Raw genomic sequence first — 25737 nt, forward strand, 5'->3', positions numbered from 1 at the left:
TCCCCCTGGAACATCCGCATAAACAGGGGGAGCCGCGCAGCGATGCGTACAGGCCGTCATGTCACCATGCTCACCGAAGGTACCTATCCGCATGTCCACGGCGGGGTCAGCACCTGGTGCGACCAGCTCGTGAAGGGCATGCCCGAGGTCGACTTCCACATCGTCTCGCTCACCGGCAGCGGCCGCGAACCCGTGACCTGGGAGCTGCCGCCCAACATCCGCCGACACACCTCCGTGCCGACCTGGGGCCCGCGGCCGGGGCACACCCGGGCGCCGCAGGGCCGGGGCCGGCGCCGGTTCATCGACACCTACGAGCGTTTCCTGCTGTCCTTCCTCGACCCGGACGCGCACTGCGACTTCGGCGAGGCGCTGTACCAGCTGGCCGAACTCGCCCGCGACGGAGGCCTGTCGGCGGCCCTGCGCACCGAGGCCGCGCTGCGCTCGCTGATGTGGATCTGGACGATGCCGCACCTGCCGACGGCCGCCGCCCGCCCCACCGTCCACGACGCGCTGACGGCAACGGACCTGCTGGAGCACGCACTTCGCCCACTCGGCATCCGCATCCCCGAGGACACAGTGGCCCACGCGGTCAGCAGCGGCCTGGCCACGCTGCCCGCCCTCGCCGCGCACCAGCTGGACGGGGTCCCGTTCCTCCTCACCGAGCACGGCATCTATCTGCGCGAGCGCTACCTCAACTACCGCGGTGCCGAACAGCGCTGGCCCGTCAAGGCGTTCATGCTCGGCTTCTACCGCGAGCTGAACTCCCTCGGCTACCGGGCGGCCGACCTGATCACCCCGTGCAACCAGTACAACCGCCGCTGGGAGGAGCGCGGCGGCGCCGAGGCCGACAGGATCCGCACGGTCTACAACGGCGTCGACCCGGCCGCCTTCCCGCACGCGGGCCCCGAGCCCGAAGTCCCCACTCTCACCTGGTGCGGTCGCGTCGACCCCATCAAGGACCTGGAGACACTGCTCCGCGCGTATGGCATGGTGCGCGCCGAAATGCCCGAGACCCGGCTGCGGCTGTTCGGTCCTGTGCCGCCCGGTGGGGAGGAGTACCGCACCCGGCTGGAGAAGCTCGCCGCCGAACTGGGCGTGACCGACGGGCTGACCTTCGAGGGCCGGATCAGCGAGGTCTGGCGCGCCTACGCGGCAGGCCACCTCGTGATGCTCTCGTCGATCTCCGAAGGCTTCCCCTTCTCGATCATCGAGGCGATGTCCTGCGGCCGTACGACGGTCTCGACCGACGTCGGCGGTGTCCGCGAGGCCGTCGGCGACACCGGTCTCGTCGTCCCTCCGCGCGAGCCTGAGAAGATGGCCGCCGCCGCGCTGACCCTGCTGAAGGACGACCGACGCCGCCTGGAACTGGGCGAGTTGTCACGCCAGCGCGTCATCGATCGGTTCACACTGCGCCGTTCCGTGGACGCCTTCCGCACCATCTACCAGGAACTGGCGGGCCTGCCCGAGGTGTACGAGCCCACCGTCGAGACCGTCGCCGACTGGACCGTCGAACTGCGCGACCCCTGGTACCAGGCGGTCGCCACGGACGGGACCGGCTGGTGAGCGGTTCGCTTCGCACGCCGTCGCCCGGTGCACACGGGGAAACACTCCCGCATGTGCCGCTCCAGCGCCGCACACCGAGCTGGGCGCAGCCGGACCCTGTCGACGAACTCGCCACACGCATACGGGACTTCATAGCCGCGGCCGTCCACCCCGACGAGATAGCCGCGCTCCTGGAGTCCGACGGCATGTCGGACGACCAGATACGCGAGCGCTACGGCATGGAGAACTCCTTCGCCCTCGCCGAGGAACTGTACGAACGGGTCGAGCGCCACTACCCCGAGCCGGAAGGCCCATCTCACGACCCGTGGCAACTCAGCCTCCTCGGCTGCCTGTTGCGGGGTGTCGTCTTCGCCCTGCCGGGCCTCGGATACGTGCTCGGGGCGCCGCTCCTCGCAGGCCCCAAGGGCGAGTTCGGGCTCCCCGCCGGCACGGTCCCGCTGCTCGCCGGGGCGCTGTGCGGCTGGACCTGGAACCAGGGGCTGGCACACCGGGCGTACTCCTTGCTGGGGCTGGGCGACCGCTCGGCCGCCCGCCGCTCACTGCTCGTCGGCGCCCCGGTGGGCATACTGCTCGGCTCCCTGGTCGCGCTCGCCGCGGCGGGCACGGCCGCACCGACGGCGGTGGCCTTCGCCGCCGGGCAGTCCTGCTATCTCGGCGCCGCCACCGTACTGCTGGTGATGGGCCGCGAACGGGCCCTGCTCGCCGCCCTGCTGCCGATGACCGCGGGCGCGCTCCTCGCCATGCTCCATCCGGTCCCCGACCTGCCGAGACTGCTCCTGCTGACAGGCTCACTGGCGGCGGTCACCCTGCTCGCACTGCTCGAAGTGGCGCCTTCTGTACGGGAGTCGGGGAAGGGCAGCTGGTCCGCGGGGCTCGCGGCGCTGCTGCCGTTCGGGACACTGATCGGCGTGACCGGGCGGCGCCCGGCCACGACCGGGTCGACGGCCACGACCGGCTCGACGGCCACGAGTGGCGAGCGTGGGCGGGCGGATGGCCCCAGCGGAGACCGCGGGCGGCCGAACCGTGGCCCCGGCGACCGTCCGACGGCCCGTGACGCTCCGCGCAAGGCCCGCGTCACGCCCGGCGCTCGGGGCGCGCGCCTGCGGTCGTTCGCCGAGGCGGCGCGCTCTCGCGGTGCCGCCACGAACCGTGGCGGCCGGTCGGGGGCTCCCGCTGCTCCGCGCAAGGCGCGCGTCGCGCCCGGTGCCCGGGGTGCCCGTCTGCGGTCGTTCGCCGAGGCGGCGCGTCCTCGCGGTACCGCCGCGAACCGTGGCCGTGGGTCGGCGGCCCCCGCTGCTCCGCGCAAGGCCCGCGTCGCGCCCGGCGCCCGGGGCACCCGCCTGCGGTCGCTCGCCGAGGCGGCGCGTCCACGCCGTACCGCCGTCCCGTGGCTCGCCACCTCCTTGCCCTATGCCCTCTTCGGACTCGGCAGTGGAGTCCTCGTGCTCTACGTGGCGCTCGGCGACGTACTGGCAGGTGACGCGCACACCGCGGTGGCCGCGCCTGCCGCGGTCGCGCTGACGCTCAGCATGGGTCCGGCCGAGTGGCTGCTGTTCCGCTTCCGCAGCGGGAGCCTTGCCGGGCTGCGGTCCAGCGGCACGTCGAAGGACTTCTGGCGCACCACGTCCGGCACCCTCGTCCGGTGCCTCACCGGCTACCTCGCCGCGCTGTTCGCGCTCAGCCTCGCCACGTCCGCACTGTGGCCGCACGCACCCGCGGTGACCGGCGGCGTACGGCTCGCCGGGCTGCTCCTGCTCGGCGTGGTCCTGTGGACCGGGCTGTTGCTCCAGTCCTTCGGCGCCGTCCTGGGCACCGCCTCGGTCTGCTGCGTCGCCGCGCTCGCCCAGACCGCGGCACTGGCGGCGCACGCGGGCAGCCCCCACTGGGTGGGCCTGATCGTCAACGGCGCGGCGGCCGGCGCCCAGACCGGGCTCGTCTGCGGCCTGTTGGGAAGGGCGACCGCCCACCGATGAACCAGCCCGGCAAGTCCCTCCTCGTGCCCTACTACGAACACCCGTCCGTCCGCCCCGCCGAGTGGGAGGCGCTGATCGCCGCAGCGCCCCGCCTCCACTCCGTCGTGCTGAATCCGGCGAGCGGCCCCGGCGAACGCCCCGACCCGGCGTTCGCCGCGGTCGCCGAACGGCTGCGCGCCGCGGACGTGCGGGTGCTCGGGTACACCGACACGGACTACGGCCGCAGACCGTGCGCCGCCGTCGTGCGCGACCTGTCACGGCACCGCTCCTGGTACGGAACCGACGGGGCCTTCCTCGACCAGGTCGCCTCGGGAATCGCCGAGTTCGCGTACTACCGGCGGCTCGCGACAGCCGCCCGGGGGCTGGGCTGCGGCACCCTCGCCCTCAACCACGGCACGGCGCCGCACCCCTCGTACGCCAGGATCGCCGACGTACTCGTCACCTTCGAGGGCACCTGGGACACGTACGACATGTACAGGGAGGACCGCCCGCCACCGTGGACGGACGCAGCGACGCGGCTGTGCCACCTCGTCCACGGTGTGCCGGCGGGCGCCGACGTGGCGGCGCCCGCCCGCGCGCGGGGCGCCGGCCTGCACTGCGCGGTGCCGGGAACGGGCGAACACCCCTGGGGAACCCTGCCGCACGGCCTTGCGCCCGCTGAGTGAGAGGCCACCCGAGAGGCCACGCATGGGCTGAGCCGATGTCAGCCGAGTGACAGCACCACGAGCGCCGTCGTCGCGGCCGTCTCCGCCAGGCCGCCGAAGACGTCGCCCGTGATGCCGCCGAAACGGCGTGTGCAGTGGCGCAGCAGCAGTTCGGCGGCGACGCAGGCGGCGAGGACCGCGAGCGCGGCGCGCACGAGGTCGTACGTCCCGAGGAGCGCACCAGCGCCGGCCGCCGCCCCGACGACCACGGCCGCCACCAGCAGGGCTCCGCGCACCGGCACCGTGCCCGCCACCGCCGCGCCGAGGCCCTCGGGGCGGGCCGGCGGGACGCCGGTGCGGGCGGCCAGCGTGAGGGCGAGCCGGGCCGCGGTCGCCGAGACGACGGCCGCGAGCACACCCCGGGCCCAGGAGGTGTCGTACGCCTGGAAGAGTGCAGCCACCTGGGCGAGCAGCACGAAGAGCAGGGTGATCACCCCGAACGGGCCGATGTCCGACTGCTTCATGATCCGCAGCGCGTCCTCGGCGGGCTTGCCGCTGCCGAGCCCGTCCGCGGTGTCGGCGAGCCCGTCCAGGTGCAGACCGCGCGTGAGCGCGGCCGGTACGGCGGCGGTGGCCACGGCGGCCAGCAGCGGGCCCGCGCCCATCGCGAGCAGCGCCACCCCCACCAGAGCCGCGCCCGCTCCGACGACCAGCCCGGCCACGGGCGCGCACAGCATCCCGCCGCGCGCGGCCGCACGGTCCCAGCGGGTCACCGTCACGGGGAGCACGGTGAGGGTGCCGAAGGCGAAGCGGAGGGCGTCGGGGAGGGGGGTCTTGGACACCGGCGCAGGTTACCCGGGGGTCTCGGGGGCCCGTACGGCGGCCATGGACAGTCGTGGATAAAGTGCGCGATATGGGTCATTGGTTGCAGCGGAACATCATCGAGCCGGGGAAACTGCCGCTGCTGCTGGCGCTCGCCTCGTTCGTGCTGACCTTTGTGATCACCCGAATCATCGTCCGGATGATCCGGGCCGGCAAAGGGCCGTTCGGCAACGTGAAGGCAGGCGGTCTGCACATCCACCACGTCGTCCCCGGTGTCGTGCTGACGGTGATCGGCGGTTTCGGGGCGGTGGCCAGCAGCCGGTACGGATTCGGTGCGGCCGTGTTCGCCGTGGTGTTCGGGGCCGGTACGGGCCTGGTGCTCGACGAGTTCGCGCTGATCCTGCATCTCGACGACGTCTACTGGACCGAGGAGGGGCGCAAGAGCGTCGAGGTCGTAGTGGTCACGGCGGCCCTCGTCGGCCTGGTACTCAGCGGATTCCTGCCGTTCGGCGTCAACGACCTCAGCGACGAGGAACTGCAGGACCGGGGCGGCGTGATCGTGAGCATCCTCGTGAACTTCGGTATCGCGCTGCTCGCCCTGGGCAAGGGCAAGGCCCGCATGGCGATCTTCGGCGTCATCATTCCGTTCGTCGCGATCGTCGGCGCGGTCCGGCTGGCCCGCCCCGGCTCGCCCTGGGCCAAGCGCTTCTACCGGCGCAGGCCGCGCGCCCGGGCCAAGTCCACCCTGCGGGCCTACCACCACGACCGCCGCTGGGCGGGCCCCAGCCGAAAGCTTCAGGACTGGATCGGCGGCAAACCGGACCCCGAGCCCGTCCGCGCGCTGCCCGGCGGCCGGTGACGCCACGCGGAGACCCCGCACAGCAGCAGCACCACGGCGATGGCTGCGAGATGTTCCTTGCCCGCTAGGTTCTCCTTGACAGTGACCTCGACGAGCATCGCCGCGATCACCAGACCGCCCGTGACGTACGCGCGATAGCGCCAGCACACGAAGACGGCCAGGCCGACCACGGCCGCCGAAGGGCCGGTGTCGACGACAAGCCGGTCCGCCGAGGGCAGCCCCAGCGGACTCCCGGGGCCCAACGCGATGCCCACGCGCGCGTAGAGCGTGCCGGCCAGCGTGGCGACGTACGCGATGACGAGGGTCCGCCACCGGCCGAGACAGATCTCGGCGATCCCGAACACCAGGAGGATCTGCGCGAGCGCGCCCCACACCGGGAGGTCGAGCGCCGGTACGAAGAGGGAGAGCGGGGTGCGTGCGAGGGCGAGCGGGAGCGGGTCCTCGGCGCGGACGGAGCCGATGTCCTGGACGAATTGATAGCCCCAGGACTGGTTCTGGACGAACTGGAGGGCGGCCGTCAGGCAGACCGTCCCGATGGTCATGGGGATCGCCCGCCACCGTTTCCTGAGGAGCGCCTCGCGCACGGTGACGTACAGCAGCCCCCATTCGGCGCGGGCCCAGCGGGCGGGCCACCTCACCTCTGCGACTTCATCCGTGCGACTTCATCTCTGCGTCCTCATCCGTACGACTTCATCCGTGCGACTCCAGGTGCTTTCGGTGCAGCCATTTCGGCAGGCCCGGTGCCTCCAGGAACCCTTCGGCGCGCGCGGACGCGACGCCGATGCGCAGCAGGTCCGCGCTCTTCTCGAAGAGCAGGAACCGCGGCTCCCAGATGGGCCGGTACTTGGCGTTGGCGCGGTACAGCGACTCGATCTGCCACCAGCGGGAGAAGAAGCTGAGCAGGGAGCGCCACAGCCGCAGCACCGGCCCCGCGCCGAGGCGCGCGCCACGTTCGAAGACCGAGCGGAACATGGCGAAGTTGAGTGAGACCTGGGTGATCTGGATCTCCTGGGCACGGTTGAGGAGTTCGATCACCATGAACTCCATCAGCCCGTTCTCGGAGTCGCGGTCGCGCCTCATGAGGTCGAGGGAGAGTCCGTGCGGTCCCCACGGCACGAAGGACAGCACCGCCCTCAACTCACCGTCCCCGTCAGTGCATTCGAGCATCATGCACTGCCCGTCGTCGGGATGGCCGAGCCGCCCGAGCGCCATGCTGAACCCGCGTTCGGTGGCGCCGTCGCGCCAGTCGTCGGCGCGCTTGAGGAGGTACGCCATCTCGTCGGCCGGGATGTCCTGGTGGCGCCGGATGCGCACCTCGTACCCGGCGCGCTTGACCCGGTTGTAGGCCTGCCGGACGGTGCGCATGGCCCGTCCGTCGAGCGTGAACTCGGCGGTTTCCACGATGGCTTCGTCGCCGAGCTCCAGGGCGTCCAGGCCGTGCCGGGCGTAGACGGTGCCCGCCTCCTCGCTCGCGCCCATCACCGCGGGGATCCAGCCGTGCTCGCGCGCCTCGGCCAGCCAGGGTTCGATGGCGCCGGGCCAGGCCTCCAGATCGCCGATGGGATCACCGGAGGCCAGCGAGACCCCGCCGAGGACGCGGTAGACGACGGCCGCCTTGCCGGTCGGCGACCAGACGGCGCTCTTCTCGCGGCGCAGGGCGAAGTAGCCGAGCGAGTCCCGGTCGCCGTATCTGTCGAGGAGCGCCCGCAGCCGTCGCTCGTCGTCCTCGGTGAGCGGGTCGACGGCACGCCGGGAGCGGAAGGCGGCGTAGAAGACCGCGAGGATCAGCAGGGTGCTGAGCACGTTGATGGTGACGTTGACCCAGTTGGGCGTGGTGATCCCGGGGAAGCGGGAGTCGTCGGCGGCGACGGAGACGAGCCGCAGGACGCCGTAGCGCCAGCGGTCGAGGAAGGTCGAACGGTGCGCGTCGTGGGCGTCGTTGGTGACCGTCACCAGGAACGCGGCGAACAGCGAGGTGACCAACAGCCCGCCGACCGCGACGGCCGCGGCCAGCTTGGGATTCGACCGGTCGCCCTTGGCGTAGAACTCCCGGCGGCCGACGACGAGCGACGCCACGAAGGCCGCGGTCAGGATGCACGAGATCCAGTTCTGCGGGTACCGGCGGATCTCCGGGAAAGCCAGCGCGAACGCGAACAGCAGCAGGAACAGCCCGCTGAGCACGAGGTTCAGGATCCACGCGGCCCGCTTCCGGCGGCGCATCGTGATCGCCAGGAACATCGTGAAGACGCCGGACGCGAATCCCGCCGTCAGCAGATACGGGGTGAAGTAGTTCTCGGTGTTGTGCCGCCGCAGGTCCTGCCCGAAGGAGACCCACACAGCACTCAGAAAGTTCAAGAACGTGACAACGCGCAAGTACCAGACCGCGAAGGAGGCGGCCCGCTGGGCGGCGCCCCGCTCCCGATCGGCGACAATTCGGGCATCTCCCATGGGAGGGGATGATATGGGGCGCCGGGCGGCGACAGTTTCAGCCCCTCCGGCGTTTGAGGAGCGGGGTCTGGGGCGGAGCCCCAGGAACAAGGGACGGGTAGGGGCGGAGGGGGCGAAAATCCCCTGCCCCGGCCACTACTCCGCTTCCTTGTCCTGACTGGAAAGCCCTCCCTGGCCGGAGGTCTCGTCCTGGCCGGAGACGTGGTCCTGGCCGGAGGCCTCGGGCGACGGCTTCTCCGGAAGCTCCGCCGCCAGCGCGGCTGCGGCCTGGACAAGGGGGAGCGCGAGAAGCGCCCCCGCCCCCTCGCCCACCGTGACCCCATGGTCGAGCAGCGGCTCCAGAGCCATCCGGTCAAGCGCCTTCGCCTGCGCCGGCTCCCCACTGTTCTGACCGGCCAGCCACCAGTCCGGCGCCCGGAAGGCGACCCGCTGCGCGACCAGCGCGCAGGCGGCCGAGACAACCCCGTCGAGAACCACCGGCATCTTCCGCACCGCGCTCTGCAGCAGGAACCCGGTCATCGCCGCGAGATCGGCCCCGCCGACCACCGCAAGCAGCTGCAGCTGATCCCCGAGCACCGGCCGGGCCCGCCGCAGCGCATCCCGCACGGCGGCACACTTGCGCATCCACGCGAGGTCGTCGATGGCAAGCCCGCCCCGCCCGGTGACCACGGACGCGTCGGTCCCGCACAGCGCGGCGACCAGCACGGCCGCCGCCGTGGTCCCGCCGACGCTGATGTCGCCGAGCACCACCAGATCCGTACCGGAGTCGGCCTCTTCGTCCGCGACGGCGACGCCCGCGCGGAACGCCGCCTCCGCCTCCTCCGCAGTCAGCGCGTCCTCGACGTCGATACGACCCGAACCGCGCCGCACCCGATGCCGTACGACCTCGTCGGGCAGCCCCTCCGGATCGCAGTCCAGCGCCATGTCGACGACGCGCACCGGAACGCCCAGCCGGCGGGCGAGGATCGACGCCGGGCTCGCGCCCTCCAGGACCGCCCGCACCAACTGGTCGGCGCTGCCCGCGGGCCGAGCCGACACGCCGAGTCCGGCGATCCCGTGATCGCCCGCGAACAGCACCGCGCGCGGGTGCTCGATCGGCCGCACCGGCACCGCGCCCTGTGCCGCCGCCAGCCATTCACCCAGGTCGTCGAGGCGGCCCAGTGCGCCGGGCGGCACGATCTGGCGCTCCCGGTGCGCCTCGGCGTCGCGGCGGACGCCTCCGTCGGGACGCTCGATCAGATCGGTGAAGTCGTCGAGATTAAGCGAGCTCATTCGCTGAACAGTACCGGCACCGATCGAACACGGCTGCGCCACGTCGGTGCACCTGAGATCGCCATCCGCTACGTACCTTTTGTGTCGGATTGTCGTACGGCTTTCGTGCGGCTCTTCGTCCCCACAGGAGCACGCAGGAACAACAGGAGCACCCATGCCCCCCACCCCGCAGTCGGCCGCCGAACGCCGCGCCGCCTGGCTGAGCGAACTCGCCCAGGGCACCGACCGGTTCCATGAACCGCGCCGGGACGACTGCCCCTGGTGCGGCTCGAAGCGGCTGCGCACCCGGCTCCGCACACCGGACCTGCGGCAGCGCAAACCCGGCACCTTCGTCGTCGACGAGTGCGGGGACTGCGCCCACGCCTTCCAGAACCCCCGGCTGACGGCCGAGGGAGTGGCCTTCTACCACCGGGACTACCACCCCGACCGCCAGGCGGACGCACACGACGGCCTCGCCGAGCGGATCCTCGCCGCCCGCGCCGGACACGGCCGTCATCTGGCCGCCGCCCGCGCGATGCTGCCCCACCCCGAACCGGAGAGCTGGCTCGACGTCGGCACCGGGCACGGCTACTTCCCCGCGGTGGCCAAGGAGATCCACCCGTACACCGCCTTCGACGGGCTCGACCCCACCCGGCGCGTCGACAAGGCACGGGCCGCCGGACGGGTGGAGGAAGCCCACCGCGGCAGGCTCACCGACCCGGAGATCGCCGAACGGCTGCGCGCCCGCTACGACGTCGTCAGCATGTTCCACCACCTGGAGCACACCCCCGACCCGCGCGAGGAACTGCGCGCCGCGCTGACCGTGCTGCGCCCCGGCGGACACCTCCTCGTCGAAGTCCCGGACCCCGACTGCGCGTTCGGCCCGCTCCTCGGCAAGTGGTGGATGTCCTACGGCCAGCCGCGCCACCTCCACCTGATGCCGCTGCCCAACCTGCTCGCCGAACTCGAATCGCTCGGCTGCGAGATCGTCTCGACGGACCGTCGAGAACCACACATCCCGTACGACCTCTCAGGCGCCCTCGCGCTGGTCCTCAGCCGCGTCCTGCCGGGCCTCGATGCCCCGTGGCGGCCGGCCCCGCCCACCGTCCTCCAGCGCCACCTGCGTACGGCCCTGACGCGCACGTCCGTCCCCCTGCTCGCCTCAGCCGTCGCCCTGGACCATGTGTTGGCCCCCCTCTTCCGCCGCACCCGCTTCTCGAACGCGTACCGCATCATCGCCCGCCGTTGAGGCTTTACACCGCTCCGCGGCCCCTGCCTTGGCCCGCTCCGCGGTCCTTTCCCCGCCGCTCCGCGGCGTTTCCCCCGCCCACCCGCCCTTCCGGCCCGCTCCGCGACCCCCACCACCGCGCCGCTCCGCGGCCCCCTCACCCCCGCAACGACACCGCCTGCCCCGCCACCACCAACAACAGATGCTCACACTCCGCCCCGAACCCCGCGTTCAACCGCCCCAGTTCATCCCGGTACCGCCGCCCCGAAGCCGTGGCTGGCACGATCCCCGACCCGACCTCGTTGGAGACGGCGACGACCGTGCGGCGGGTCTGCCGGACGGCGGTCGTCAACTCCTCCACGCGGGCGCGCAGTGCGCGTTCCCCGCCGCCGGACCACTCCGCGTCGTCCCAAGCGTTCACGGAGTCCATCGCGTCGGTCAGCCAGAGGGAGAGGCAGTCGATGAGGAGGGGGGCGCCGTCCTGTGCCAGGAGGGGCACGAGGTCGCAGGTCTCGGTGGTGCGCCAGGAGCCCGGGCGCCGCTCGCGGTGGGCGTGCACGCGTGCCGCCCACTCGTTGTCGCCGTTGCGGGCGCCGCCCGTCGCGACGTACAGGACGTCGGGGAAGGCCTCGAGGCGCCGTTCCGCCTCCACCGACTTGCCCGACCGCGCGCCGCCGAGCACGAGCGTGCGGCGCGGCACGTCGGGGACGTCCTCGTAGACGCCCACGTCCAGCGTCGACCCGTCCGGCACCGCCCGTGCGCCGGCCGCCGCGAGCCGCCGCCGCAGTTCGGCCCCCGGCGGCACGTCGTGGTCGAGATGCACCGCGATCACGTCCGTCGCCGGACCGGCGGCGCCCACCGCACGCAGTTTCGCCAGGGCGTCGGGGCGCCCCACGACATCGGCGACGACCATGTCGTACGGCGGGTCGCCGTTCACGTCGAGCCCGGCGGGCGCCGCGCCCGGCGGCAGATACAGCAGCCGCTGCCCGTCGGGCCCCGTCACCGCGTACCCCGTGCCGGGCGCGTCCATCGGCACGGCCCGCACCCGGTGACCGGTCAGCAGCGCCAACTCCCGCCCGTCGGGGACCCGCCCGGGCTGCGGCAGCCCGGCCGGCACCTCGACCGCGGGGCCGTCGTGCGGGTGCGAGAGCAGTACCTGCCGTACGCCGCCCAGCGAGTGCCCGGAACGGGCGGCCGCGAACGCCACGCCGGGGGTGAGGTCGAGCAGCAGCGTGCCGTCGACGAGCAGCGCGGTCGCCGCCCGCGCGTGCTCGCCGAGCGCGGTCGCGCAGGCCGCGCAGGGGCAGTCGGGGCGGGGCAGGCCGTCTGGGGCGCCGGTGCCGAGCAGAGTCAGTTCCACGGGGATGATTTTCGCGTGTCCCCGCAGGTCTTGCAGGTCCGACTAGGCTTCGGGCAGGAGCCGGATCTTGTCCGGCTTCCGCTGTGCAGTGTGCTCATACCTGGGAGGCGTACATGGCGGCATGGACGTGGCGGTTCGAGAAGGCCGACGGGACAGAGGTCCAACCCGTGGTGCAGCCCGAGGAGTTCACCACGCAGGGGGACGCGGAGTCCTGGATCGGCGAGGTGTGGAAGGAGCTCCTGGAGGGCGGCGCGGAGCAGGTGTTCCTCTTCGAGGACAGCACACAGATCTACGGACCGATGAGCCTGCACGCCGCTGCGGAGGCGTAGGCCGGTCGGGGCTGCCGGGCCTGCGCGCAGCTTCGGAGGCGTAGGCGGGCCGATGCGGTAGCGGCGGGTGCCGGGGTTCGCCCCCGGCACCCACGTTCACGGCACCGTTTCTACTGCTCGCTCCCGGCACCCATGTGTCCACCGCACCGTTTCTACTGCTCGCCCAAGGTCACATCCACCGTCTTCTCGCTCCCGCCCCTCGTGTACGTCACCGCCACCTTGTCGCCCGGCTTCTCGGCGGCGAGCGCCTCGGAGAGCGAGGTGATCGTGGTGATGTCGGTGTCCCCGATCTTGGTGATGATGTCGCCGGGCTCGATGCCCGCCTTGTCGGCCGCGCCGCCGCTCTTCACCTCGACCACGGCGACCCCCGCGGCTGCCTGGTAGTCGTCGTCCACGACCGTACGGGCCGTGATGCCGAGCGCGGCCCGCCCCGAGTCGGTGACCCTGCCGTCCTTGATGATCTGGTCGGCGACCTTCGTGACCATCGACGCGGGGATCGCGAAGCCGATACCGGGCGCCGTGCCCCCCAGGGTGGGATCGGTCGCGGCGAGCGTGGGGATGCCGATGACCCGACCGTCGAGATCGACCAGCGCGCCGCCGCTGTTGCCCGGGTTGATCGCCGCCGACGTCTGCACCATGTTCGCGATGGTGGCGCCGGTCCCGCCCCCGGTGCTGCCCTCGCTGACGGTGCGTCCGGTCGCCGACACGATGCCCTGGGTCACGCTGGACGACAGCCCGAGCGGCGACCCCATCGCCAGCACGATCTGGCCGACCTGCACCTTCGAGGAGTCCCCGAAGGACGCCGCCTTCAGCCCGTCCGGCACCTTGTCCAGCTTGATGACGGCGAGGTCCTGCTGCGGGTAGGCGTAGACGAGCGTCGCGGTCAGCTCGTCCTCGCTGTTGGCGGTCGTGACCTTGAACGTCTTCTCGTCCCCGACCACGTGCGCGTTGGTGACGATGTGCCCGTTGTCGTCGTACACCACCCCGGACCCCAGATCACCGCTCGCCCGGATCTGCACCACCGACGGCAGTACGTCCTTGATCACCTTCAGGTAGTCGTCCTGGAGGTCGTTGGCCGCGGCCGGGGCCGCCGCCTGCGTCGTCGTGCCGTCCTGGGCGGGTGACGACCCGGAGCCGGAGGAGCAGCCGGCGATCAGAGCGACGGAGCAGACGAGCGCGGCCAGCGGGAGGTGCAGCCGGGCACGGGTACGGGAAGCATCCATGCCCGAAGTGTCCCTTTCGGGGACTTGCCCCGACCTGCCATGCGCACCCGAACGGGTCGTCAGCCCCGCACCCCGCACAGGTGCAGCAACGCCGCCACCTGGCGATAGGGATCGGTCCGCCCGGCCCGTTCCTCCGCGGCGAGGAGACCGTCCAGATCCGCGGGGAGGGAGGCACCGTCGGCCGCCGTGTCCGTGAAGACCCGCACGCCGAACCAGGTGTGCAACGGCGCCCCGATCCCGGCGAGCGTCGACGTCAGCGTGGAGAGCCGGTCGGCGCGGACGTCGAGGCCGAGGCGGTTCGTGTACGCGGTGGTGTCGAAGGCCGTCAGCGCCGCCGCCCAGTCCCCGGCCAGCCCGGACCGCATGGCCAGCGCGTCGGCGTTCCGTACGAGCAGTGAGAGCAGCCCGCCGGGGGCCAGCATCCGCGCGAGGCCCGCCAGCAGCGGGTCGGGCTCCTGCACGTACATCAGTACGCCATGGCACAGCACCACGTCGAAGCTGCCCGGCAGGAAGTGGACACCCGTCTCGCGCCCGTCACCCTCGATGAGGCGCACGCGCCCCCGGATGCCTTCGGGCTCGGCGGCCAGCGCCTGACGTGCCACGGCGAGCATCTTCGCGTCCTGCTCGAGGCCGGTCACCTGATGCCCGGCCCGGGCCAGCCGCAGCGCCTGCGTCCCCTGGCCCATCCCGACGTCCAGTACCCGCAGCCGCTGCCCGACGGGATACCGCCCGGCTATCTGCTCGTCGAGCTGCCGAGCCACCAGCTCCTGCCGTACGACATCACGCAGTCCGCCCAGCTTGCTCAGCCAGGCATCCACCGCGCCCCCGGAGAAAGATGTCGCGCTCAGGGCCGCTCTCCGCGCTTGACCTGCGGCTTCGGCAGCCGGAGTCGACGCATCTGGAGAGTGCGCATCAGCGCGTAGGCGACCGCGCCCTTCCTGGGCAGATCCGGGAAGCGCGTGCTCAGCTGCTTCTTCAGCCGGATCGCGATGCCGATCGAGTCGACCACGATCAGCAGGATGACCACGAGCCACAGCAGCAGCGCGATGTTCTGCAGCGAGCCCACCCGCACCATGCTCAGCACGAGGATGATCACGGCCAGCGGCAGGAAGAACTCGGCGATGCAGAACCGCGAGTCCACGAAGTCGCGGGCGAACTTCCGCACCGGGCCCTTGTCGCGGGCGGGCAGATAACGCTCGTCACCGTTGGCCAGCGCCTGACGCTGCCGCTCCATCGCGGCGCGACGCTCGTCGCGATTCCGCTTGGAAGCCTCCTTGCGCGTCGTCGGCGTGTTCGCCACGCTGCGACGCTGGGTCTGGGCCTCACTGCGCTTGGGCGTGGGGCGGCCCTTGGGGGCCTGCGGATCACGGGTCTGCTTGGAGTCGGTCACGGCCGCCTTGTCGGCGGGTGCCTTCTCTTCCTTGGCGCGGCTACGAAACACAAAACCCAAGGGTACGCGGTGTGCGCGCATGGACGTCATTCGAGTGGGGAACGATCCGGCAACACCGTACGTCTGTACTGGGAAAGTACTGGGACAGACGGGACGTTGCGCATGGTTTCGCCGGGCGGGCTCGCAGGAATTCCCCAGGTGTTCCACGGGAACCCCTGGTGGACCCCGAGATCCACCTACTCCCTACGCCGGAGCGGCGTCGTACGCAGTCGTCCTTGGGGATGAGCGCATCCGTCCCCGAACAGTGCGGTAATGGATGCAGGGCCCGTACTGTGGGTTCTGTTGCAGTACCTGGAGCTGGAGTCCGTCAGAAGGGGGCGCGCGAAGCCCATGAGCGGTGTCATGAAGCGTATGGGGATGATCTTCCGCGCGAAGGCGAACAAGGCCCTTGACCGGGCCGAGGACCCGCGCGAAACCCTCGATTACTCGTACCAGAAGCAGCTGGAGCTGCTCCAGAAGGTGCGCCGCGGTGTCGCCGATGTGGCGACCAGCCGCAAGCGCCTGGAACTGCAGCTGAACCAGCTCCAGAACCAGTCCTCCAAGCTGGAGGACCAGGGCCGCAAGGCGCTCGCCCTTGGCCGTGAGGACCTGGCCCGTGAGGCGCTGTCGCGCCGGGCCGCGCTCCAGCAGCAGGTGACCGACCTGGAGACGCAGCACCAGACCCTCCAGGGCGAGGAGGAGAAGCTCACCCTTGCGGCGCAGCGCCTCCAGGCCAAGGTGGACGCCTTCCGTACGAAGAAGGAGACCATCAAGGCCACCTACACCGCCGCCCAGGCGCAGACCCGGATCGGGGAGGCCTTCTCCGGCATCTCCGAGGAGATGGGCGACGTCGGCATGGCGATCCAGCGTGCCGAGGACAAGACCGCGCAGCTCCAGGCGCGGGCCGGTGCGATCGATGAGCTGCTCGCCTCGGGTGCCCTCGACGACCAGTCGGGTCTTGCCAAGGACGACATCCAGACCGAGCTGGACCGGCTCTCCGGTGGTACGGATGTAGAGCTGGAACTGCAGCGCATGAAGGCCGAGCTGGCCGGAGGCTCCGCGGCGAAGCCGGCGATCGAGGGCGGCTCGGGTCAGGGCCAGTCGCAGTCCCAGCCGCAGGACACCCCCCGCTTCGACAAGCAGTAGCCCACGCCTTAGGAGGGCGACATGATCGTACGGATCATGGGGGAGGGGCAGGTGAGGCTGGACGACGTCCACCTCACCGAACTGAACAAGCTGGACGACGAGCTGCTCGCCGAGATCGAGAGCGGCGACGAGTCCGGCTTCCGCCGCACCCTGGGTGCCCTCCTGGAGGAGGTCCGCCGCCTGGGCACTCCGCTCCCCGACGACGCCCTGGAACCCTCGGAACTGATCCTCCCGTCCCCGGACGCGACCCTCGCGGAGGTCCGCGAGATGCTGAGCGACGACGGCTTGATCCCTGGCTGAGGATCTTTTAGCCCGTCCGGCGTTTGAGGACGAGCGCGTCAGCGCGATGCGGGGGTCTGGGGGCGGCAGCCCCCAGGTACGGGACGGGTAGGGGCGGAGGGGGCGAAAAACCCTCACGCCCGGCAGCGCCGGCCGGCACCCGTTCCAACCCCCGCACCCGCCCCGTACCGTAAACGACGTGAGCACCCCCCTACAGCGCACGAGGTGCAGAGCCCGCGCCCACCCCTTGGCGGTGGACGCCACGCTCGCCGCAGGCGTCCTCGCCTGCATGCTGGCCGGCTCCTTCGTGGACCCCCACGCGGAGAACGGCGCGACCTGGATCACCCGCACCCCGAACGCCCTCAGCCTGACCCTGATGGTGCTCGGCGCCGCAGCCCTGGTCTTCCGCCGCCGCACCCCCATGACGGTCCTCGCCGCGACGGGCACCGTCTCCCTCGTGGAGCTGGTGGTCGGCGACCCCAGAGCCCCGGTCGCGATGTCCGCCGTCGTGGCCCTCTTCACGGTCGCCTCGGCCACGGACCGCCACACGGCCTGGCGCGTGGGCCTGCTCATGATGACCGTACTGACGGCGGCCGCGATGCTCGCGGGCCCGCTGCCCTGGTACGCCCAGGAGAACCTGGGCATCTTCGCGTGGACCGGCATGGCCGCCGCCGCGGGCGACGCCGTACGCAGCCGCCGCGCCTTCGTGGACGCCATAAGGGAACGCGCCGAACGCGCGGAGCGGACCCGGGAGGAAGAGGCCCGCCGGCGCGTGGCCGAGGAGCGGCTTCGCATCGCCCGCGATCTGCACGACGTCGTGGCCCACCACATCGCCCTGGTCAATGTGCAGGCCGGAGTGGCCGCGCACGTGATGGACAAGCGGCCCGACCAGGCCAAGGAGGCGCTCGCCCACGTACGCGAGGCCAGCCGCTCCGCCCTCAACGAACTCCGTGCCACCGTCGGCCTGTTGAGGCAGACCGGGGATCCCGAGGCGCCCACCGAGCCGGCCCCGGGGCTCGGACGCCTCGACGAGCTCGCCGACACCTTCCGCAACGCGGGGCTCCCGGTGGAGGTGGCCCGCGCCGAGCAGGACGCAGGCCTGCCCGCCGCCGTGGACCTCGCCGCGTACCGCGTCATCCAGGAAGCCCTCACCAATGTGCAGAAGCACGCGGGCCCGGAGGCGAAGGCCGAGGTCAGCGTCGTACGCGTGGGACCGAACGTGGAAGTGACCGTCCTGGACAACGGGCCCGGGCAGTCCGCCGAGCACGCTCCACAGGAGGGCGGCGGGCACGGGCTGCTCGGTATGCGTGAGCGGGTCACCGCACTCGGCGGGAGCTGCACGGCCGGTCCCCGCTACGGAGGCGGCTTCCGGGTCCATGCGATCCTTCCGGTCAAGAACCTCACGCCTGCCAGAGGGGCCGCCGTATGACCATCCGTGTCCTGCTCGCCGACGACCAGGCGTTGCTGCGCAGCGCCTTCCGGGTGCTCGTCGACTCTGAGCCCGACATGGAGGTGGTCGGCGAGGCGTCCGACGGCGCCGAGGCCGTGCGCCTTGTACGGCAGGAGCGGGCCGACGTCGTGCTCATGGACATCCGGATGCCGGGCACCGACGGGCTGGCCGCCACCCGGCTGATCACCGCCGATCCGGGGCTCGCGCACGTACGGGTCGTGATGCTGACGACCTTCGAGGTCGACGAGTACGTGGTGCAGTCGCTGCGGGCGGGCGCGTCCGGGTTCCTCGGGAAGGGGGCCGAGCCCGAGGAGCTGCTGAACGCGATCCGGATCGCGGCGGGCGGCGAGGCGCTGCTGTCCCCGGCGGCCACCAAGGGACTGATCGCGAAGTTCCTCGCGCAGGGCGACGGTCTGGACGACGAACGGGATCCCGCCCGCGCCGAGCGGCTCGACGCGCTGACCGGCCGCGAGCGCGAGGTGCTGGTGCAGGTGGCGGGCGGGCACTCCAACGACGAGATCGCCGAGCGGCTGGAAGTGAGCCCGCTGACGGTGAAGACGCATGTCAACCGGGCCATGGCCAAGCTGGGTGCGCGGGACCGGGCCCAGCTGGTCGTGATCGCGTACGAGTCGGGGCTGGTCCGTCCAAGGGTGGAGTGAGATCCACCGGGGTGTACTGCGCCTGTAGTGGGCGCCGTACAAGGAAATGGACCGAGGGCGACGGATCGCACGCCGAGGGCGTAGGGCGGGCCCCGCGTACATGTACGAGGTGGCCCGCTCCTGTCGCGTATGCCACAGTCTGTGGCTGTCCCGATTCAGCGTCGCTGATGAGCTGAGGTGTTCCTGGGCCGACTTGGGATTTCGGGCCTGCCCGTGGCGTGGGCTGGACTCCTGCCCCGAGTCGGTGCCCGCGCGGTTGGCTGCCGCGTGGGTGCTCATCGTGTGCGGTACCTGCCGCCTCGCTCACCGCTGGCCGCGGCGGTTCGGTGACTCGGGTATCCGCCCCGCCGGACGCTTTCCGCCCGGTGTGGACCCGGGCGGGGCGGGGACCCCGCGTCGCTTTCCTGGGCGCGGGGCGCTTTCTCGGTCGATCAGCTTCGGAGAGCTGACTGCTGCTCCGTACAACGACTCCATCCTGCTCAGGACACGGCTGAAAGTCAGACAACCGGATCGCCTGCTCGCCGTCACCTCCGACAGGGACCAGCAGGCGCTCTCCGACCAGCTCGACCGGACGGTCGTGCCCGACCTGAAGGGCATCGACGGGGTCGGACAGGTCACCGTCGACGGCGTACGCGACCTCCAGGTCACCGTCACGCCCGACGACACGAAGACGGCGAAGGCCGGGCTCACCTCGGCCGCGATCGGCCAGGCCCTTCAGGCGGGCGGTGTGACCGTCCCGGCGGGCTCCTTCGACGAGGACGGCAGCAACCGCACCGTCCAGGTCGGCGGCGGCTTCACCTCGCTGAAGCAGATCCAGGACCTGATGGTCACGGGCACCCCGGGCAAGAAGCCGGTACGCCTCGCCGACGTCGCCACCGTGAAGGAGGAGCAGGCCACCGCCGACTCCATCACGCGTACGGACGGCGAGCCGAGTCTCGCCTTGAACGTCACCATGGACCACGACGGCAGCGCGGTCGCCATCTCCGACGCCGTCCAGGACAAGCTGGCGGACATGCGCAAGGACCTGGGCGCGGGGGCGACGATCACCGTCGTCAGCGACCAGGGTCCGGCCGTGAAGAAGTCCATCGACGGTCTGACGACCGAGGGCGCGCTGGCGTCGGTCCGCCTGCCGCCGGTGAACAAGAACGTCGAGTGAACCGACGCTCTTGTTCACCGGCGGCAGGGTGGGCGAGCTGTTCGGCTCCTTCAGCGTCTCTGATTGGCTTGGCGATCCCGTGGGCAGCACAGGATCAGAACGTGGGAACCCACGCCCTGAGCCAATCGTCTTCGTGCCCTGGTGCCGATGGTCAAAGCCGACGGCCCTCGTGGCACGTCCCTCCGGACGCTGGCCAACCAGGCACGTACATGCCCGATCGGGGAGGGTGCTCGACGTCGCCTGGGCGCCGAGCGTGCGCGTCACACTCTGCCACAACGCGACTACGGTTGGCTAATCCGACTGGTGGGCCTGACGGTCACGGCGGCGCTGCTCGCGTCCCTGCTCGTCTCGCTCACGGTCGTACCGGTGCTGTCGTACTGGTTCCTGCGCGCCCCCAAGGGCACCCCGGCGGACGCCGAGGAAGCGCGACGCCAGGCGGAGGAGAAGGAGGCGCGCAGCCGTCTCCAGCGCTTCTACGTTCCCGTGCTGCGCTTCGCGACCCGGCGCAGGCTGACGAGCGTGGCGATCGCGATCGTCGTCCTCGTCGGCACGTTCGGCATGGCGCCCCTGCTGAAGACGAACTTCTTCGACCAGGGCGAGCAGGAAGTCCTCACCGTCAAGCAGGAGTTGAAGCCGGGCATCAGCCTGGCGGCGACCGACGCCTCGGCCCAGCAGGTCGAGAAGATGCTCGCCGGTGTCGACGGCATCAAGGACTACCAGGTCACCATCGGTTCGTCCGGGTTCATGGCCGCGTTCGGCGGTGGCACGGACACCAACCAGGCCTCGTACCAGGTCATGCTGGAGGACTCGGCTTCGGCCGACGAGGTCCAGGACCGGATCGAGGAGGGGCTCGGCAAGCTCTCCGGTGTCGGTACGACCACGGTCGCGGCCGGGGACGGGTTCGGCAGCCAGGATCTGAGCGTCGTCGTGAAGGCGGCCGACGCGGGCGTCCTGCGCGAGGCGGCCGAGGAGGTCCGTGACGAGGTCGCGAAGCTGGACGACGTGACCGACGTGACGAGCGACCTGGCGCAGAGCGTGCCGCGTATCTCGGTCAAGGCCAACTCCAAGGCGGCGGCGGCCGGTTTCAACGACGCGACGCTCGGCGTTGCCGTCGGTGAGGCGGTGCGCGGCACGACGAGCGGCAAGGCGATCCTGGACGACACCGAGCGGGACGTCGTCATCAAGTCGGCGAAGCCGGCTCAGACGCTCGCCGAGCTGAAGAACCTGTCGCTGGGTGCGGTGAAGCTCGGTGACATCGCGACGGTGCAGCTGGTCGACGGTCCGGTCTCCATGACCCGGATCGACGGGCAGCGGGCCGCCACCATCACGGCGAAGCCGACGGGCGACAACACGGGCGCGGTCAGCGCGGACCTCACCTCGAAGCTGGACGCGCTGAAGCTGCCGGACGGTGCGACCGCGGAGATCGGCGGTGTCTCGCAGGACCAGGACGACTCGTTCGCGGCGCTGGGCCTGGCGATGCTGGCGGCGATCGCGATCGTCTTCATGCTCCTTGTGGCGACGTTCCGTTCGCTGATCCAGCCGCTGATCCTGCTTGTCTCCATCCCGTTCGCGGCGACCGGCGCGATCGGTCTGCTGATCGCCACCGGCACCCCGATGGGTGTCCCGGCGATGATCGGCATGCTGATGCTCATCGGCATCGTGGTCACCAACGCGATCGTGCTGATCGACCTGATCAACCAGTACCGCAAGCAGGGTTACGGCACGGTCGAGGCGGTCATCGAGGGCGGCCGGCACCGGCTCCGGCCCATCCTGATGACGGCGCTCGCGACCATCTTCGCCCTGCTCCCGATGGCCCTCGGCGTCACCGGCGAGGGCGGATTCATCGCCCAGCCGCTGGCCGTGGTCGTCATCGGCGGTCTGATCACGTCGACGCTGCTGACGCTCCTCCTGGTGCCGACGCTGTACACGGTGGTCGAACTTCGCAAGGAGCGGCGGGCGAAGAAGAAGGCGGCCAAGCGGGCGGCGAAGTCCGGTGGGGCGGCTGCCCTCGCGGGCGAGGAGGACAAGTCTCCGGAGCCTGCCGGAGTCTGATCTTTCCTGCCTGTTGAAGGGCCCTCCTCCCGGCGCAACTCGCGCCGGGAGGAGGGCCTTTGGCCATTCCATGGCCTGTTCGGACATCGTTCTTGAATTGGTCCATACCAAAACCTTGACGCGCTTTCGTTCACGCCTTAAAACAAGCGGTGAAGGACTTGCGAAGGTTCAACCCCCCTCTTTCGACTCCCCACTTGAGCGCAAAACGGCGAAAGGTATGACATGGGCATGAGAAAAGGCTGGAGGCGTGCGGCCTACGCCGCCGCCTGCTCCCTCGTCGTGGGTCTGCTGAGCGTGCTGCCCGCGTCTCCCGCCGCGGCCGCCACCGGCCAGATCAGCGGCCTCGCGGGCAAGTGTGTCGACGTGGCGGGCGCTTCGACCGCCAACGGCACGGCGGTGCAGCTCTACGACTGCAACGGCACCGCGGCCCAGCAGTGGAACGTCGGCTCCGACGGCACCATCCGGGCGCTCGGCAAGTGTCTGGACGTGTCGAACAACTCGACCGCCGACGGCGCGCTGATCCACCTCTGGGACTGCGTCGGCGGCGCCAACCAGCAGTGGGTCGTGACGGCCGCGCGTGACATCGTCAACCCCGCGGCGAATAAGTGTCTCGACGTCGCCGGCAACAACTCGGCCAACGGCACCCGGCTGCAGATCTGGACCTGCACCGGCGCCGCGAACCAGAAGTGGACGGCTCCGGCCACCGGCGGCGGCACCACCCCGAGCGGATTCGTCGTCACCGAGGCGCAGTTCAACCAGATGTTCCCGAGCCGGAACTCCTTCTACACCTACAGCGGTCTGACCGCCGCCCTGAGCGCCTACCCGGCGTTCGCCAACACGGGCAGTGACACGGTGAAGAAGCAGGAGGCGGCGGCCTTCCTGGCCAACGTCAACCACGAGACCGGCGGTCTGGTCTACATCGTCGAGCAGAACACCGCCAACTACCCCACGTACTGCGACTGGGGTCAGTCCTACGGCTGCCCGGCCGGTCAGGCGGCGTACTACGGCCGTGGCCCGATCCAGCTCAGCTGGAACTTCAACTACAAGGCCGCGGGCGACGCGCTCGGCATCGACCTGCTGAACAACCCCTGGCTGGTGCAGAACGACGCCGCGGTGGCCTGGAAGACCGGCCTCTGGTACTGGAACACCCAGAACGGTCCCGGCACCATGACCCCGCACAACGCCATGGTCAACGGCGCCGGCTTCGGCCAGACCATCCGCAGCATCAACGGCTCCCTGGAATGCGACGGGCGCAACCCCGCGCAGGTCCAGAGCCGCGTCGACGCCTACAACCGTTTCACCGGGATCCTCGGCGTCACGCCCGGAGCCAATCTCTACTGCTGACGGCTCCCTTCCCCGCGTGACCTCACTCGCCACCGCCGCACCTCACGGCGGTGGCGAGCTGGTGCGACCCCCTGTTTCACCTCTTGTGCAATCCGGTTCCCCCCCGATCTAAGGACCGTCATGAACGCCCCCCGCGGCTCCCTCCGTACCGCCATGCGCCCGCACCGCACGATCCTCGGCGCCCTGGCGCTGGCCGTGCTCGGCACCTTCGCCTCCGCCCCCACCGCCAGCGCGAACGAGCCGCTGGAATGGAAGGGCAACCTCAATGACTTCATCGCCGCGGGAGCCCCCGACTGGCAGTTCGCCCGCGCCCTCGGCAACGACACCTGCTGGCCGTCGAGCGCCTTCGTCAACGGTGACCAGCAGGCGCCGCCCGCCGAGCTGAGGCCGTGGCCGGACACCGACTACGGCTGCGCCGCCCCGGGCACCTACTTCCCGACGTACACGACGGTCAAGACCTGCTTCGGCACCGAGGTGCGGGTCATCTACACGCTGTTCTTCCCCAAGGACGGCTTCAGCGGTGTCATCGGCCACGCGTACGACTTCGAGCACGTGGTCACCACCTGGAAGTACGCGGGCGACAACAAGTGGACCCGCTCCTCGCTCCTGCTCAGCTCCCACGGCGGCCACAAGGTCCTGACCGACTGGACCAAGGTCGAGTCGGCCGACATCAACGCCGACAACTGGGGATACGGCAAGGAGCGGCCCAGCGTCTACGTCGGCTGGGGCAAGCACGCGATGTTCAACAACCAGGGCGGTCTGACGGACTGGCTGTCGCAGACCACGGACAACGAGTTCCGCAACGACGACTACGCGGGGGACAACACCTCGTACGTGATCGTCGAAGAGGGCAGCGCGATGGCCAACAAGTTCGACGAGTACAACTGGGGCAGCGCGAGCAGCGACCCGACGCAGGTCTCGCGGGACCTCTGCTCCTACTAGGGCGATGAGTGCAGGACCTCTGCTCCTGCTAGGGCGATGAGTAAGGGGCGCCGGCAACGGCCGGCGCCCCTTACCTGCCCAACAGCCGTACGGACTACGGCAGCGCCAGCATCCGCTCCAGCGCCAGCTTGGCGAACTGCTCGGTCTCCCGGTCCACCTCGATGCGGTTGACGAGGTTGCCCTCCGCCAGGGACTCCAGGGTCCACACCAGGTGGGGGAGGTCGATGCGGTTCATGGTCGAGCAGAAGCAGACCGTCTTGTCGAGGAAGACGACCTCCTTGTCCTCGCTCGCGAAACGGTTCGCGAGCCGCCGTACGAGGTTCAGCTCCGTGCCGATCGCCCACTTGGAACCGGCCGGAGCCGCCTCCAGGGCCTTGATGATGTACTCCGTGGAACCCACGTAGTCCGCCGCCTCGACGACCTCGTGCTTGCACTCGGGGTGCACCAGGACGTTGACACCGGGTATCCGGGCGCGCACGTCGTTCACCGAGTCGACGGAGAAGCGGCCGTGCACGGAGCAGTGGCCCCGCCACAGGATCATCTTCGCGTCCCGCAGCTGTTCGACGGTCAGGCCGCCGTTCGGCTTGTGCGGGTTGTAGAGGACGCAGTCCTCCAGCGTCATCCCGATGTCGCGGACGGCGGTGTTGCGGCCCAGGTGCTGGTCGGGCAGGAAGAGCACCTTCTCGCCCTGCTCGAAGGCCCACTCCAGGGCCCGCTGGGCGTTGGAGGAGGTGCAGATCGTGCCGCCGTGCTTGCCGGTGAACGCCTTGATGTCCGCGGAGGAGTTCATGTACGAGACGGGCACGACCTGCTCGGCCACCCCGGCCTCGGTCAGCACGTCCCAGCACTCGGCGACCTGCTCGGCGGTGGCCATGTCGGCCATCGAGCAGCCCGCGGCGAGGTCCGGCAGGACGACCTTCTGGTCGTCGCCGGTCAGGATGTCCGCGGACTCCGCCATGAAGTGCACGCCGCAGAACACGATGTACTCGGCCTCGGGGCGCGCGGCCGCGTCCCGGGCCAGCTTGAAGGAGTCACCGGTGACGTCCGCGAACTGGATGACCTCGTCGCGCTGGTAGTGGTGGCCGAGCACGAAGACCTTGTCCCCGAGCTTCTCCTTGGCCGCGCGGGCGCGCTCCACCAGGTCCGGGTCGGACGGCGAGGGCAGGTCTCCGGGGCACTCGACACCGCGCTCGCTCCTCGGGTCGGCCTCGCGGCCGAGCAGCAGCAGGGCGAGGGGCGTCGGCTGTACGTCGAGCTCCTGGGTCTGGGCGGTGGTCACGACACGCACCCTTTCTGTTCTGCGGCTCGCCGGCTCGTGGGAGCGATCCGGCGGGACATGCGGGACAAGCCTTTTCGTCGAAATGACGTTATCTATCATAACTGCTTCACGTCACTTTGACGACGGCCATAACGTCGATGTGACGTGAATCCCGGACGCCGCTACGGCAGGTGGCGTGCGGGTGTCCACGGGGTTGTCCACAGGCCGCTGTCCGCGCTTGTGGGCATGTGCGAGCATGAAGAGAGAAGGCAAAGACACACGCTCGGCCCGGAATGAATCCGCGGCCCCGCAGGTTGCCATT

At 70.8% G+C, this 25737-nt stretch carries 22 protein-coding genes and 1 pseudogene; 14 read left to right on the top strand and 9 right to left on the bottom strand.

Annotated elements, in window-relative coordinates; translation table 11 throughout:
* Positions 1 to 42: 42 nt before the first annotated feature.
* From pelF to OG246_RS20005, 3 genes are read left to right on the top strand one after another with little or no spacing between them, the layout of a single operon-like run.
* Positions 43 to 1563 (top strand): GT4 family glycosyltransferase PelF, encoded by a 1521-nt coding sequence (gene pelF, locus OG246_RS19995; protein ID WP_266464980.1) that lies wholly within the window; start codon positions 43 to 45, stop codon positions 1561 to 1563.
* On the top strand, positions 1560 to 3536 hold the full coding sequence (locus tag OG246_RS20000) for a hypothetical protein (RefSeq protein ID WP_266464983.1): 1977 nt from the start codon (positions 1560 to 1562) through the stop codon (positions 3534 to 3536). The genes pelF and OG246_RS20000 overlap by 4 nt, the downstream gene beginning before the upstream one ends.
* On the top strand, positions 3533 to 4201 hold the full coding sequence (locus tag OG246_RS20005) for a spherulation-specific family 4 protein (RefSeq protein WP_266464986.1): 669 nt from the start codon (positions 3533 to 3535) through the stop codon (positions 4199 to 4201). The genes OG246_RS20000 and OG246_RS20005 overlap by 4 nt, the downstream gene beginning before the upstream one ends.
* A 38-nt stretch (positions 4202 to 4239) precedes the next feature.
* Here OG246_RS20005 and OG246_RS20010 read toward each other — a convergent pair whose 3' ends face one another.
* Positions 4240 to 5022 (bottom strand): adenosylcobinamide-GDP ribazoletransferase, encoded by a 783-nt coding sequence (locus OG246_RS20010; protein ID WP_266464989.1) that lies wholly within the window; start codon positions 5020 to 5022, stop codon positions 4240 to 4242.
* 71 nt (positions 5023 to 5093) lie between these two features.
* Between OG246_RS20010 and OG246_RS20015 the strand changes: the two genes are divergently transcribed.
* Positions 5094 to 5861 (top strand): hypothetical protein, encoded by a 768-nt coding sequence (locus OG246_RS20015; protein WP_266464991.1) that lies wholly within the window; start codon positions 5094 to 5096, stop codon positions 5859 to 5861.
* Here OG246_RS20015 and OG246_RS20020 read toward each other — a convergent pair.
* From OG246_RS20020 to cobT, 3 genes are all read right to left on the bottom strand, one after another.
* On the bottom strand, positions 5798 to 6499 hold the full coding sequence (locus tag OG246_RS20020; RefSeq protein ID WP_266464993.1) for a hypothetical protein: 702 nt from the start codon (positions 6497 to 6499) through the stop codon (positions 5798 to 5800). The genes OG246_RS20015 and OG246_RS20020 overlap by 64 nt on opposite strands.
* 52 nt (positions 6500 to 6551) lie before the next feature.
* On the bottom strand, positions 6552 to 8309 hold the full coding sequence (locus OG246_RS20025) for a phosphatidylglycerol lysyltransferase domain-containing protein (RefSeq protein WP_266464995.1): 1758 nt from the start codon (positions 8307 to 8309) through the stop codon (positions 6552 to 6554).
* A gap of 135 nt (positions 8310 to 8444) precedes the next feature.
* Positions 8445 to 9581: a nicotinate-nucleotide--dimethylbenzimidazole phosphoribosyltransferase gene (cobT, locus tag OG246_RS20030; RefSeq protein ID WP_266464998.1), complete on the bottom strand. Its 1137-nt coding sequence runs from the start codon at positions 9579 to 9581 to the stop codon at positions 8445 to 8447.
* Between the two features lie 154 nt (positions 9582 to 9735).
* Between cobT and OG246_RS20035 the strand changes: the two genes are divergently transcribed.
* Entirely contained in the window at positions 9736 to 10809 is a 1074-nt protein-coding gene (locus tag OG246_RS20035; RefSeq protein WP_266465001.1) for a class I SAM-dependent methyltransferase, read from the top strand.
* Between the two features lie 136 nt (positions 10810 to 10945).
* Here OG246_RS20035 and OG246_RS20040 read toward each other — a convergent pair whose 3' ends face one another.
* On the bottom strand, positions 10946 to 12148 hold the full coding sequence (locus OG246_RS20040; protein WP_266465004.1) for a bifunctional adenosylcobinamide kinase/adenosylcobinamide-phosphate guanylyltransferase: 1203 nt from the start codon (positions 12146 to 12148) through the stop codon (positions 10946 to 10948).
* A 113-nt stretch (positions 12149 to 12261) separates the two neighbouring features.
* Between OG246_RS20040 and OG246_RS20045 the strand changes: the two genes are divergently transcribed.
* On the top strand, positions 12262 to 12477 hold the full coding sequence (locus tag OG246_RS20045; RefSeq protein ID WP_266465007.1) for a hypothetical protein: 216 nt from the start codon (positions 12262 to 12264) through the stop codon (positions 12475 to 12477).
* A gap of 152 nt (positions 12478 to 12629) precedes the next feature.
* On the opposite strand, the gene OG246_RS20050 is transcribed toward OG246_RS20045, so the two are convergent.
* From OG246_RS20050 to OG246_RS20060, 3 genes are all read right to left on the bottom strand, one after another.
* Positions 12630 to 13700, bottom strand: coding sequence for a S1C family serine protease (locus OG246_RS20050; protein ID WP_266465010.1), 1071 nt, complete (start codon positions 13698 to 13700; stop codon positions 12630 to 12632).
* 59 nt (positions 13701 to 13759) lie between these two features.
* Positions 13760 to 14461, bottom strand: a complete 702-nt coding sequence (locus OG246_RS20055) for a bifunctional 2-polyprenyl-6-hydroxyphenol methylase/3-demethylubiquinol 3-O-methyltransferase UbiG (protein WP_266470751.1) — start codon at positions 14459 to 14461, stop codon at positions 13760 to 13762.
* 83 nt (positions 14462 to 14544) lie between these two features.
* Positions 14545 to 15171, bottom strand: a complete 627-nt coding sequence (locus OG246_RS20060) for a DUF3043 domain-containing protein (RefSeq protein ID WP_266465012.1) — start codon at positions 15169 to 15171, stop codon at positions 14545 to 14547.
* 309 nt (positions 15172 to 15480) lie between these two features.
* On the opposite strand from OG246_RS20060, the gene OG246_RS20065 reads away from it, so the two are divergent.
* The 8 genes and pseudogenes from OG246_RS20065 (at position 15481) to OG246_RS20100 (ending at position 24157) form a co-directional block, all read left to right on the top strand.
* Positions 15481 to 16275: a PspA/IM30 family protein gene (locus OG246_RS20065; RefSeq protein ID WP_266465015.1), complete on the top strand. Its 795-nt coding sequence runs from the start codon at positions 15481 to 15483 to the stop codon at positions 16273 to 16275.
* A gap of 21 nt (positions 16276 to 16296) precedes the next feature.
* Positions 16297 to 16575 (top strand): hypothetical protein, encoded by a 279-nt coding sequence (locus OG246_RS20070; RefSeq protein WP_266465018.1) that lies wholly within the window; start codon positions 16297 to 16299, stop codon positions 16573 to 16575.
* Between the two features lie 178 nt (positions 16576 to 16753).
* Positions 16754 to 17983: a sensor histidine kinase gene (locus tag OG246_RS20075; protein WP_266465021.1), complete on the top strand. Its 1230-nt coding sequence runs from the start codon at positions 16754 to 16756 to the stop codon at positions 17981 to 17983.
* The gene (locus OG246_RS20080; RefSeq protein WP_266465025.1) at positions 17980 to 18663 is read left to right on the top strand and encodes a response regulator transcription factor; all 684 of its coding nucleotides are present in this window, start codon (positions 17980 to 17982) and stop codon (positions 18661 to 18663) included. The genes OG246_RS20075 and OG246_RS20080 overlap by 4 nt, the downstream gene beginning before the upstream one ends.
* A 514-nt stretch (positions 18664 to 19177) precedes the next feature.
* Positions 19178 to 19774: pseudogene (locus OG246_RS20085) on the top strand (efflux RND transporter permease subunit); the annotation flags it as partial.
* A gap of 192 nt (positions 19775 to 19966) precedes the next feature.
* Positions 19967 to 21871: an efflux RND transporter permease subunit gene (locus tag OG246_RS20090; RefSeq protein WP_266465028.1), complete on the top strand. Its 1905-nt coding sequence runs from the start codon at positions 19967 to 19969 to the stop codon at positions 21869 to 21871.
* Between the two features lie 228 nt (positions 21872 to 22099).
* Entirely contained in the window at positions 22100 to 23215 is a 1116-nt protein-coding gene (locus tag OG246_RS20095; RefSeq protein ID WP_266465030.1) for a glycoside hydrolase family 19 protein, read from the top strand.
* 120 nt (positions 23216 to 23335) lie between these two features.
* Positions 23336 to 24157 carry an NPP1 family protein gene (locus tag OG246_RS20100; RefSeq protein ID WP_266465033.1) on the top strand — a complete coding sequence of 274 codons (822 nt, stop codon included), beginning with the start codon at positions 23336 to 23338 and terminating at the stop codon, positions 24155 to 24157.
* Between the two features lie 94 nt (positions 24158 to 24251).
* On the opposite strand, the gene nadA is transcribed toward OG246_RS20100, so the two are convergent.
* On the bottom strand, positions 24252 to 25445 hold the full coding sequence (nadA, locus tag OG246_RS20105; protein ID WP_266465036.1) for a quinolinate synthase NadA: 1194 nt from the start codon (positions 25443 to 25445) through the stop codon (positions 24252 to 24254).
* Positions 25446 to 25737 lie beyond the last annotated feature (292 nt).

Origin of the sequence: Streptomyces sp. NBC_00620 (genome assembly GCF_026341825.1) — a bacterium.
GTDB lineage: Bacteria > Actinomycetota > Actinomycetes > Streptomycetales > Streptomycetaceae > Streptomyces.

What these genes read in the sequence shown, in the direction of transcription:
- pelF (WP_266464980.1), top strand. Translation starts at nt 43, where the DNA reads ATGCGTACAGGCCGTCATGTCACCATGCTCACCGAAGGTACCTATCCG.
- OG246_RS20005 (WP_266464986.1), top strand. Translation starts at nt 3,533, where the DNA reads ATGAACCAGCCCGGCAAGTCCCTCCTCGTGCCCTACTACGAACACCCG.
- OG246_RS20015 (WP_266464991.1), top strand. Translation starts at nt 5,094, where the DNA reads ATGGGTCATTGGTTGCAGCGGAACATCATCGAGCCGGGGAAACTGCCG.
- OG246_RS20025 (WP_266464995.1), bottom strand. Translation starts at nt 8,309, where the DNA reads ATGGGAGATGCCCGAATTGTCGCCGATCGGGAGCGGGGCGCCGCCCAG.
- cobT (WP_266464998.1), bottom strand. Translation starts at nt 9,581, where the DNA reads ATGAGCTCGCTTAATCTCGACGACTTCACCGATCTGATCGAGCGTCCC.
- OG246_RS20035 (WP_266465001.1), top strand. Translation starts at nt 9,736, where the DNA reads ATGCCCCCCACCCCGCAGTCGGCCGCCGAACGCCGCGCCGCCTGGCTG.
- OG246_RS20045 (WP_266465007.1), top strand. Translation starts at nt 12,262, where the DNA reads ATGGCGGCATGGACGTGGCGGTTCGAGAAGGCCGACGGGACAGAGGTC.
- OG246_RS20050 (WP_266465010.1), bottom strand. Translation starts at nt 13,700, where the DNA reads ATGGATGCTTCCCGTACCCGTGCCCGGCTGCACCTCCCGCTGGCCGCG.
- OG246_RS20060 (WP_266465012.1), bottom strand. Translation starts at nt 15,171, where the DNA reads ATGCGCGCACACCGCGTACCCTTGGGTTTTGTGTTTCGTAGCCGCGCC.
- OG246_RS20065 (WP_266465015.1), top strand. Translation starts at nt 15,481, where the DNA reads ATGAGCGGTGTCATGAAGCGTATGGGGATGATCTTCCGCGCGAAGGCG.
- OG246_RS20070 (WP_266465018.1), top strand. Translation starts at nt 16,297, where the DNA reads ATGATCGTACGGATCATGGGGGAGGGGCAGGTGAGGCTGGACGACGTC.
- OG246_RS20080 (WP_266465025.1), top strand. Translation starts at nt 17,980, where the DNA reads ATGACCATCCGTGTCCTGCTCGCCGACGACCAGGCGTTGCTGCGCAGC.
- OG246_RS20090 (WP_266465028.1), top strand. Translation starts at nt 19,967, where the DNA reads ATGGTCAAAGCCGACGGCCCTCGTGGCACGTCCCTCCGGACGCTGGCC.
- OG246_RS20095 (WP_266465030.1), top strand. Translation starts at nt 22,100, where the DNA reads ATGAGAAAAGGCTGGAGGCGTGCGGCCTACGCCGCCGCCTGCTCCCTC.
- OG246_RS20100 (WP_266465033.1), top strand. Translation starts at nt 23,336, where the DNA reads ATGAACGCCCCCCGCGGCTCCCTCCGTACCGCCATGCGCCCGCACCGC.